Consider the following 9,832-nt stretch of genomic DNA (forward strand, 5'->3'; position numbering starts at 1 on the left):
CTAAATTACGAATTGAGAAACCTATTTACACTTGGAAATACAACTTTAAAAGAATTATTTTTAAATGAATTAATAAACAAAACTTTATCATGCTTACTAAACGCTTTTTTCATAATAGTAAATCCTCTTCCCAATTTTAAAAACCTGCCTTCATCATCAAGAGTTATCATCTTTTCATAAATCCACATATTTCTTCTAATGTAATTATGGAAATTTTTTTACCCCCGTTTTCGAGTATACCTGGGCTCACCACTGAAATATTATTATAATTAAGCATTATTTCAATTTCCTTGTTGTATATTGTATAGTCTCGGTATAACACTGCATTTTTAACAGCTTCATAAATAGGACTAATAGGATATTTTTCTGGTAAAATTTTATATAAAAGCTCTTTTGTAGTATCTATCATTTTTAACAAATCACCTTGTACAACAATTACATCATCAAATTTATCATTAATATTATTAATAATTTTAATCATGTTATGAGGCACATATAAGCTATTAATCTTTGAAAATACTAAAAGTCCACCCATTGTCGCTACATAATTATTAGATTCACTCCCTTTTATTATTATACCTGCATTTTCCATCAAATCCATCCTATTATCATCATCCACATATATACCTTTCTTATTGAAGTAAAAATCTACTAGTTCTTTATCCAAATGCTCAATATTGCTTCTAATAATAGGACACATTTCAACATTTAAATTTAGATTTTCTTGAAGAACAGATACTATTTCCTGTTTTCTCATAACATCTGTTGTTGAACCTCTTCTTATGTAGAAAACTCCATTTTCCCTTATTTGATACGGCTTTTGTCTTCCATCATATATATTAATGACTCCTATAATTTTGTTTTTGATTTTAATATATTCTAATGATATAGGTATAGGTGGATCGCATCTTGTGCTAACAATCTGTTGTATTTGCTCCTCTGTAAAATCATTCTCATCAATACCTACTATTCTTTTCGTTTTATCCTCTACTCCTATTATAAGATATCCTCTTCCACCCCTAGAATTAGCAATAGCACAAACATCCTTTACAAACTCCCTTTTAGCACTTTCTGTTGTAAAATCAAGTTTTAATTTGAAATCTAATTTTCTTCCTTCTTTTCTTTCTATTAAAGAAATTAATTTTTTCTTGTCCATAGCTCACCCTCAACAAATTATATTTTTAATATTATTATATGCTTAACATGCATCAAGTCTAAATAAAAATTTTAATATATTAACTTTAAATGAGCAAAAATCGTTACAATAAGTTACAACTGACTTGACAACTCGATTTGTAATACTGAATTTTACTGTTTTCCTGTACTAAATGTTACTTAATAATCGCACTAAAATGTTATTTTACATTCAATGGATTGAAATTTGCTCATTTATAGTTATTAAAATAAAAACGATGAAAATTCATCGTTTTTATGCACACACTACTTTATTTTTTCCCATTTCTTTAGCTTTATATAACATATTGTCTGAAGCATTTATAACTTCCTCTAAGCTCAAACCATTATATGGATAAAATCCTATGCCAAAACTTGCTGTTATTTTACTAGCATTATTCCCATATTCAAATACTGTTTCACTAATTTCTCTTCTTATTTTTTCAATTTTATCAAATGCTTCATCACTACTTTTGATATCATTTAAATAAATAATTATTTCTTCTCCTCCATATCTTGCTAAAATATCTTCAGAAGAAATATTTCTCTTTATAATATCAGTTACATTCATTAAAACATAATCTCCAAATAAATGACCGTATTTATCATTATGTTTTTTGAAATCATCTAAATCAACCATAACAATTCCAAATACTTGTTTAGGATTTTCACTAATAAATTTTTCTACAGTATCAAAGAAATACTTTCTATTGTATATTCCTAAAAATGAATCCTTAATTGACATATCTTTAACTTTTTTGTAAAGTGAATTATTTTCCAATGCGATCCCAATTTGGTTTGCAATAGATGATAGAAACTTTATATGTTCTACATCAAAAAAATACATCAAATTGTGTTCAACAACTATAAATCCTAATTCATTATCCCGTATATTTATAGGTACCCCTGAAACCGAATGTATTCCAGTAAGCGCTACTAAATTATTATTATCATAAGTATCTCCTAAATTCAAAATAAACGGATTATTCTTTTTTAGAGGATTAAAATGAAATTCTTGGTGTAAAGCAAAATCTTCATGACTAATATTAGTTGCTTTAACAACCCAATCACTGTTCTCACTTATATAAATAGTAGAATAAGCAACGCCAAGTATTCCAATAATCATATCGTTAATCACATTTGCTAAATTATCGTTACTTAGATTCAAATTAATATACTTACTTATCTCAACAATATTAGCCATTACATTCAGCTTTTTTTCAAGTTTGCTATTCTTATCACTCAACATCTGTATTGTACTCTCAGTAAAATTCTGATAATTAATAAACTCTTCCTTTATTTTTTTATATTCATGTAGTAATTTTTCATTATAGGCCACTTAATATCATCCCTCTAAAAATATTGTATTACTACATTATAATTTCTATACCATCCTAAAAATTCCTTCTTTTAAGTTGATAAACTATTTGTTTATTATACCTATTTGTTTATTATTAAGCACTTTAATAATAGGTATTGCAATTATTATTCCAATTAAAACTTCAATAATATTCGGAATAAGTGAATCATAAAATGCAACTACCACACTTTGTATAAATGTTGCATCTTTTGTATACACATACATAGTAAGTAGAATATTAGCTAAATAATATGCAGCAATCATCCAAATACCACCTAATATACATGCAAATATATTATTAATAATACTCTTTCCTTCATAATTACCTCGATAAGCAATAGCAGCTGTTATCAATGCCATTATTCCTTTAATAGTAAACGTAATTGGTGCCCATATAAAATATCCGCCTAATAAATCAGCTAAGCACATTCCTAATGCTGCTACTACCATTCCTCGTTTTTTACCTAATAATATTGCCGCAATAAACACCATAGCATCACCTAAATGAGTATATCCAATATGCGTTGGTACTTTAAAAAACATAGTTGCCATAGTTGTTAATGCTATTAGTAGTCCCATTACTGTTAATTCCTTAGCTGTACTGGTTTTATTATCTCTTCTTACAAAATTGTCTTTCATAATTCCACTCCTAACATAATTATTACTTAATTAGTTTTAACATACCAATATCATTATATATTAAAAAAAGTTTATATAAAAATGTATGGGTACAATCTTTAAGCTGTAGTGTATATTCGTAATTTACTCCACTATCAACTACGACTGAAATAAGCAACAGTGGCTTGTTCCTAACCGAGTAGCTAGGACAATGCCAAGTATACACTACCCTTCTTCATAGAAATATTCTTCAATCGAAACAGGTAACAGTGTTTTCCTTTCCACAATTTCTACGAGTGAACTCGTTTTGCTAAAGCAAAACATCGAGACTTCATGTGGAGACTCTGCTCCCATGAAGCAAAAGCTTCAATCTCGCACTTATAGAAGTGGGAATCCTGTAAAATCAATAAAATCATTAATAATTGACATACTAAATGGGCATACTAGACACGTATATATATGTGTATGTTAGGTACCAGTAGGAAAAAGAAGGTGCTAGGTACTAGGTTTTAATATCTAACTAAGTCATGATTTGGTTTAGCGATTAGAAATTGGTAATTGGCGATTAGCAACTTTATTTTAGTCTCCAATCAACTATACAGATTTGTAACTTCATCTTTTATAAATAAACTATCAATATTGCATGGGTCTCCAATCAACTATACAGATTTGTAACTTGAAAACTAGCATCTATTTAAGAATGAGATTCTAGGTACTAATATCTATCAAAGTCACAATCTGCTTTGGCGATTGGTGACTAGAGATTGGTGACTTTGTTTTAGTCTCCAGTCTCTAATTGCTAGTCTCCAATCAACTATACAGATTTGTAACTTGAAAATTAACATCTTATTAGGTACTAGGATTAATCAGGTTTGCTAGTCGGCCAGAGGGCTAGTACAGATTTGGTATTTGTACATCAGTATCTACTCAAAAACAAAGTGCTGGTTTTTAATTTCTGACTAAGTCACAATTTGTTTTGGTGACTGGTGATTAGTGACTTTGTTTTAGTCTCTAGTCTCCAGTATGAATTTGTGACTTGAGAACCAGTATCTGTTTACAGGTACTAGGATTAATCAAGTTTGCCAGTTTGTTAAAGTGCTAGACTGCTAGTGCAGATTTATGACTTGAGTATATACTTTCAACCAGCAAATGTTTTTATATTACACTTATATAAAAGATTTCATAATCAACCGGTAACTAGCAAACTGGTCTCCAGTAAGTATATGAATTTTTAGATAACATATTATAACATTACGTATTACAAATCGTTAGGAGGATACAGTATGGCATTCTTGAGATGGCTTGGAGGTTTTGTATTATTATTTTGGCTTATAGGATTGATATTCAAAATCGGTGGTAGCCTAATAAATCTATTGCTCATATTTGCAGTAATAGTTTTTGTAGTAGATGCATTAATTACAAGAAAAAAAGGTGCATAATTAGAATTGTTTTTATTTTTCCAAAGCGAATTGGATAAAAAAATAAGAGTCATTTGACTCTTATTTTTTCTACGCTTTTCCTATAGAAGAGAGTACCAGACCTTTATTATGGTCTAATGCCCAGCTAATTCCCCATTCACTTTGGAAAAGCAATATATTTCTTTCTTTTAAGTCCTTTACCAATTTAGTATCACTTGTTAAATTCAAGTTTTCAGGCTTAATATCCTCATTCTCTATCCATCTAATATTTGAAAATGGAAGTTTTTCTACCTTTATATCAACATTATATTCATTCTTTAATCTATATTCTAACACCTCAAATTGAAGCACTCCAACAACCCCAACAATTATTTCTTCAATACCTATATTAATCTGCTTAAATACCTGAATAGCACCTTCCTGTGAAATCTGTGTAATTCCCTTAATAAACTGTTTTCTCTTCATAGTGTCAACAGGCTTTACTCTTGCAAAATGCTCTGGTGCAAAACTTGGAATACCTTCAAATTCAAATTTTTTAGAGCTTTTGCATAGTGTATCCCCTATATTAAATATTCCCGGATCAAATACCCCAATTATATCACCTGCATATGCTTCTTCAACAATTTCTCTATCCTGTGCTAAAAATTGTTGCGGTTGAGTCAATCTAACTTTGCCTTTACCTTGAACATGAAATACTTCCATACCTTTTTCAAACTTACCAGAACATATTCTCATAAATGCAATCCTGTCCCTGTGTGCTTTGTTCATATTAGCTTGTATTTTAAACACAAAAGCAGAAAACTCTTCATCATAAACATCAATCTTACCTTGATTTGATTCTCTTGGTAATGGTGGTAAACTAAATCTTAAAAAGTCTTTCAAGAAAGGTTCTACACCAAAATTTGTTAAAGCACTTCCAAAAAATACAGGTGTCAAACGTCCATCTTTTACCATATCTATATTAAATTCATCACCTGCTACATCAAGAAGTTCAATTTCTTCCAGTAGCTTTTCATAGAATGAATCCCCTATTATTCTCTTTGCATTTTCGTCATCAATACTAATAATAGTACTTTCTACCTGAGATTGACCATGATTTCCTCCATCAAAAAGCTGAATTTCTCTTGTTTCCCTATTATAAACACCCTTAAAATCTCTTCCACATCCAATAGGCCAATTAATAGGGTATGATTTAATTCCTAGCTCATTTTCAATATCTTCAAGTAGTTGAAATGGATCCTTTATCTCTCTGTCTAATTTATTAACAAATGTAAATATTGGTATTTCCCTGATGCTACAAACATGAAATAATTTTCTTGTCTGAGTTTCGACACCCTTCGCACCATCAATAACCATAACAGCACAATCTGCTGCCATTAATGTTCTATATGTATCTTCACTAAAATCTTGGTGACCAGGAGTATCCAAAATATTAATACAATAATTATTATATTTGAACTGCAATACAGAAGATGTAACTGAAATTCCCCTTTTCTTTTCTATTTCCATCCAATCAGATACAGCATGCTTAGCAGCTTTTCTTGATTTTACCGTTCCTGCCTCTCTAATCGCACCACCATATAATAAAAACTTTTCTGTTAATGTTGTTTTACCAGCATCCGGATGAGAAATTATCGCAAACGTTCTTCGTTTCTCTATTTTGCTTCTCAAATCTTCCACTATATTTTCTCCTTCCATTTTCATTTTTGGACATAATAGTACAGACTTTCCTAAGTAAATAAACTATTTGAAGTAACTTATTCACAAATATATTTTAATGCACATTCACTCTTAAATTTTATCTTTAATACAATGCTATGTCAAATTCTATAAAAATCCATTTTACTTAGTAAATTCGTTTTTCTAAAGCAAAGCATCAGTATTTTAGGTTGAGACTCTACTCAACTTGAAGCAAAAAACTTCAATCTCCTACTCATACAAGTAGGAGATTGATAGATTCAAATTGGAGCAACTACCGTTACTTGTTTTGGTAGTCATTCACAAGTAATGGTAGTTGTTCTCAAAGTTATAAACAAAAATTCTGCCCAAATCAGAATTTCGAAATAGTGAACCCTATTTTGATGGAGCAAAACATTGGCACTTCAGGTTGATACTCTACTATACCTGCGATAAATGAACTACTGCTAAGCATTAATTAACACGTGAAAACTCTACTACACCTAAAGCAAAAAGCTTCAATATCCCACTTATAGAAGTGGGAGTCTTGTAAAATCATTAAAACCTTTTAAGCTTCTTTTTCATCATAGCTTAAGCCTAAAATATCTATAACTTGTCTTGCTCTCTCCTTAGTATTCCCTTTCAATACATAATATTGAATACTTTCACAATCCAAAAATTGCCTAATAGCTTCATCTATCTTAAAAGCCGTATCCTCATCTTGCCATCTCACTCCATCTTTGGTATAACCAAATTCTCTAGGCACATAAAAAATGTAATCATATTTTGGTATATCCTTGATAGCAAGATTATACAAATCTTTTAATATTTCAATTTCCTTTTTAGTTCTCTTTTTACTTCCTAACATAAACCTACCATACACATATGGTATAAAAGTTGCGTAATCAGTTATTGCATAATCAAATTCACTTAATTCTTCATCAATCAATGCCTGTCCAATATAAATTCCATATTGTTCTGCTATTGTCTCTATCATTTCTTTATCTTTAAGATACTGAGTAGAATATTCAGGTTTACATCCTACATTTAGACCCATTATTTTCATATCAACGAATATTTGTTGCATGAGAGTAGTTTTTCCACATCTTGGGCCACCAAGAATCGCAATTCTTCTTGTCATCATACAAGACCTCCAAAAATATTATCGCAGGATACATTATATCAATTATATAAACATTTTGCAATGAAATAATTCTGTTAATTTCTACTGAAACACACTTTAAAAAGAATCTTTTCATGTTCAAAATATTAATTTATATATCATTTACTGTTGAAAAGTTTTGAGGAAATTGCTTTGCAATTTCCTCATTAACTAGAATCAATTCGTATCATATTAGCCACTTTGTCTTTAATATTGACTTTATACCTATTCTTTTTATATGCCAAGTAAAAATCAAGTAAAAATTTAGATAATAAATAAATTAAAATTATCTAGGTATTAGTCCTATTTTTTTCTGCATCTTTCTTAATGTTTTCATAGCAACATAATTAGCTTTTTCTGCACCACTCTTATATATACTTTCTAGATATTTTTTATCAGCCACATACTCATTAACTTTTTTCTGTATAGGTTCTAATTCATTTATTATAGCTTCAGCTACATCTTTTTTGAATTCTGCATATCCTTTATCTTTATATTTAATTTCAATTTCTTCCATTGACATTCCTGTTATAGAACCCAAAATAGTCATTAAATTTTTAACTCCTAGTTGATCATCTGAATATTTAACTACACCTATACTATCTGTAACAGCTCTACTAATTTTTTTTCTAATTACATTTGGAGGATCCATAATTAATATATATCCATTTTGATTTTCTTCTGATTTTGACATTTTTTTAGTCGGATCTTGTAAATCCATAATTTTAGCACCTGTTTTAGCTATATATGGTTCTGGTATTAAAAAAGTAGGACTATATACCCTGTTAAACCTTTCAGCTAAATCCCTCGCTAATTCTAAGTGTTGTAATTGATCCTTACCAACTGGTACTAAATTAGTCTGATATAATAAAATATCTGAAGCCATAAGAATAGGATAGTTGAACAAACCTGCTCCTATATTTTCTCCGGATTTTTTAGATTTATCTTTATATTGTGTCATTCTACTCATTTCACCCATATAACTATAGCAAGTTAAAAGCCATGAAGCTTCACTATGTGCAGGTACATGAGACTGAATAAATAATGTGTTTTTTTCTGGGTCAATTCCAGATGCAAGATATATCGATAAAATTTCTAAAGTTCTTCTTCTTAGATCTTTTGGTTCTTGCCTAACTGTTATAGCATGCAAATCAACAACGCAAAAATAACAATCATATTCATCTTGAAGCTTTACCCAATTTTTTATAGCACCTAAATAATTTCCTAAAGTCAATTCACCCGAAGGTTTAATTCCACTAAAAATAACTTTCTTTTTTTCTTCCATTATCATCACCCTTTCTTAATATTATAATTTATATTTAATGAAATTTTATAAAATTTTATGAACTACAATAATATCCTAATTGAATCTTTTAAAATTTCCGAGATAAAAAAATAAAGCCCTATGGAAATTCCATAGGACGTATTTAACGTGGTGCCACCTATCTTCGAGAAAAAATTTCTCCTCATACAGATACACTATTGATATCCTGCTTTTATAACGTAAAGCTGACGTCTAAGGCTACTATGATTTCACCTTGAATCTCTGGAACCCATTCGACTTAAGCATAATTACTGCAATTCCACCACCTGCAGCTCTCTGTAAATCTGTTTTTAAATCTACTTGCTTTCCTTCAAAGATTTTAAACTAATATTTAAAAATTTCAAACCATATCTTGATTATTACTTCATTGCTTTTCTTCATTACTTCACTTCAATTTTTACACTAGAATACTCTCATTTTTTATATAATATTCTTATTTTAAATATTTGTCAATAAACTTCAGTAAATTACAGAAGTTTAGCACTTAAAAATTTTTTAGGTTGGTAGCCCATTGATTTATAAGAATTTAAGAATAATCAGTGGAAATATGAGATTTTCCGATTTTTACTGGAAATTATAGAGAAAAAAGTTGCAAAATAAAAGCATCCTTTTTATAATAGTTTTGTTTAGAAATTCACACAAAAAGGATGCTGATAAAATGAGCAAGAGTTATTTGAAACAATTACTCACCTATACTAATAAGGTATACCATATAGGTGAAAAAATCAATACCTTAAAAGATAAAAGAGTAAAATCAGAAGTAAAAATTTCAACAATTGCTTTTATTGTTTTATTTGGATTTATGCTTCAAATAAGAAGTTTCAATAGATTAGACCATTGGCTTGAAAAAGGTAAATTGAAAAAAGTGTTACCTAAAAAAACTAGAACTCCACGCATTGACTCTGTCAGGCGGTGTTTCAGTGGTTTTGATTTAGATGGATTAAAAGGAATTCATAGTCATATAATTAAAACTACTATAAAAAATAAGGTTTTTAGAGGTGGTACTATAGATGGGTTAAAGGTTGTTGCAATAGATGGTGTAGAGCTATTTGAAAGCACAAAAAAATGTTGTGATAAATGTCTTACAAGAGTTGATAAAA

At 29.3% G+C, this 9,832-nt stretch carries 6 protein-coding genes, 2 pseudogenes and 1 other annotated feature; of the genes and pseudogenes, 2 read left to right on the top strand and 6 right to left on the bottom strand.

The window, feature by feature from the left end; translation table 11 throughout:
• Positions 1–5: 5 nt before the first annotated feature.
• From CLTEP_RS09905 to CLTEP_RS09915, 3 genes and pseudogenes are all read right to left on the bottom strand, one after another.
• A pseudogene (locus CLTEP_RS09905) lies at positions 6–1,156 on the bottom strand (AlbA family DNA-binding domain-containing protein).
• Positions 1,157–1,429: 273 nt separating this feature from the next.
• Positions 1,430–2,512 carry a sensor domain-containing diguanylate cyclase gene (locus tag CLTEP_RS09910; protein WP_066826295.1) on the bottom strand — a complete coding sequence of 361 codons (1,083 nt, stop codon included), beginning with the start codon at positions 2,510–2,512 and terminating at the stop codon, positions 1,430–1,432.
• Between the two features lie 84 nt (positions 2,513–2,596).
• A complete protein-coding gene (locus CLTEP_RS09915; protein ID WP_066826298.1) occupies positions 2,597–3,172 on the bottom strand; it encodes an ECF transporter S component in 576 nt (191 codons plus the stop codon).
• A gap of 1,262 nt (positions 3,173–4,434) precedes the next feature.
• Between CLTEP_RS09915 and CLTEP_RS15085 the strand changes: the two genes are divergently transcribed.
• Complete coding sequence (locus tag CLTEP_RS15085) at positions 4,435–4,590, top strand: DUF5670 family protein (protein ID WP_169798785.1); 156 nt, start codon at positions 4,435–4,437, stop codon at positions 4,588–4,590.
• 69 nt (positions 4,591–4,659) lie between these two features.
• Here the strand turns inward: CLTEP_RS15085 and CLTEP_RS09920 are convergent, their stop codons facing one another.
• The 3 genes from CLTEP_RS09920 to trpS form a co-directional block, all read right to left on the bottom strand.
• Entirely contained in the window at positions 4,660–6,249 is a 1,590-nt protein-coding gene (locus CLTEP_RS09920; RefSeq protein ID WP_066826301.1) for a peptide chain release factor 3, read from the bottom strand.
• A 565-nt stretch (positions 6,250–6,814) separates the two neighbouring features.
• Entirely contained in the window at positions 6,815–7,387 is a 573-nt protein-coding gene (locus CLTEP_RS09925) for an AAA family ATPase (RefSeq protein WP_066826310.1), read from the bottom strand.
• Positions 7,388–7,694: 307 nt separating this feature from the next.
• Complete coding sequence (gene trpS, locus CLTEP_RS09930; RefSeq protein WP_066826304.1) at positions 7,695–8,693, bottom strand: tryptophan--tRNA ligase; 999 nt, start codon at positions 8,691–8,693, stop codon at positions 7,695–7,697.
• 129 nt (positions 8,694–8,822) lie between these two features.
• Positions 8,823–9,055: a binding site (T-box leader), on the bottom strand.
• Between the two features lie 335 nt (positions 9,056–9,390).
• On the opposite strand from trpS, the pseudogene CLTEP_RS09935 reads away from it, so the two are divergent.
• Positions 9,391–9,832 (top strand): annotated as a pseudogene (locus tag CLTEP_RS09935) (transposase); the annotation flags it as partial.

The sequence above is a fragment of the Clostridium tepidiprofundi DSM 19306 genome, from assembly GCF_001594005.1.
In the GTDB taxonomy this organism is placed as follows: domain Bacteria; phylum Bacillota; class Clostridia; order Clostridiales; family Clostridiaceae; genus Clostridium_AC; species Clostridium_AC tepidiprofundi.

Coding starts and splice junctions, on each gene's coding strand:
- CLTEP_RS09915 (WP_066826298.1), bottom strand. CDS start 3,172: ATGAAAGACAATTTTGTAAGAAGAGATAATAAAACCAGTACAGCTAAG.
- CLTEP_RS15085 (WP_169798785.1), top strand. CDS start 4,435: ATGGCATTCTTGAGATGGCTTGGAGGTTTTGTATTATTATTTTGGCTT.
- CLTEP_RS09925 (WP_066826310.1), bottom strand. CDS start 7,387: ATGACAAGAAGAATTGCGATTCTTGGTGGCCCAAGATGTGGAAAAACT.
- trpS (WP_066826304.1), bottom strand. CDS start 8,693: ATGGAAGAAAAAAAGAAAGTTATTTTTAGTGGAATTAAACCTTCGGGT.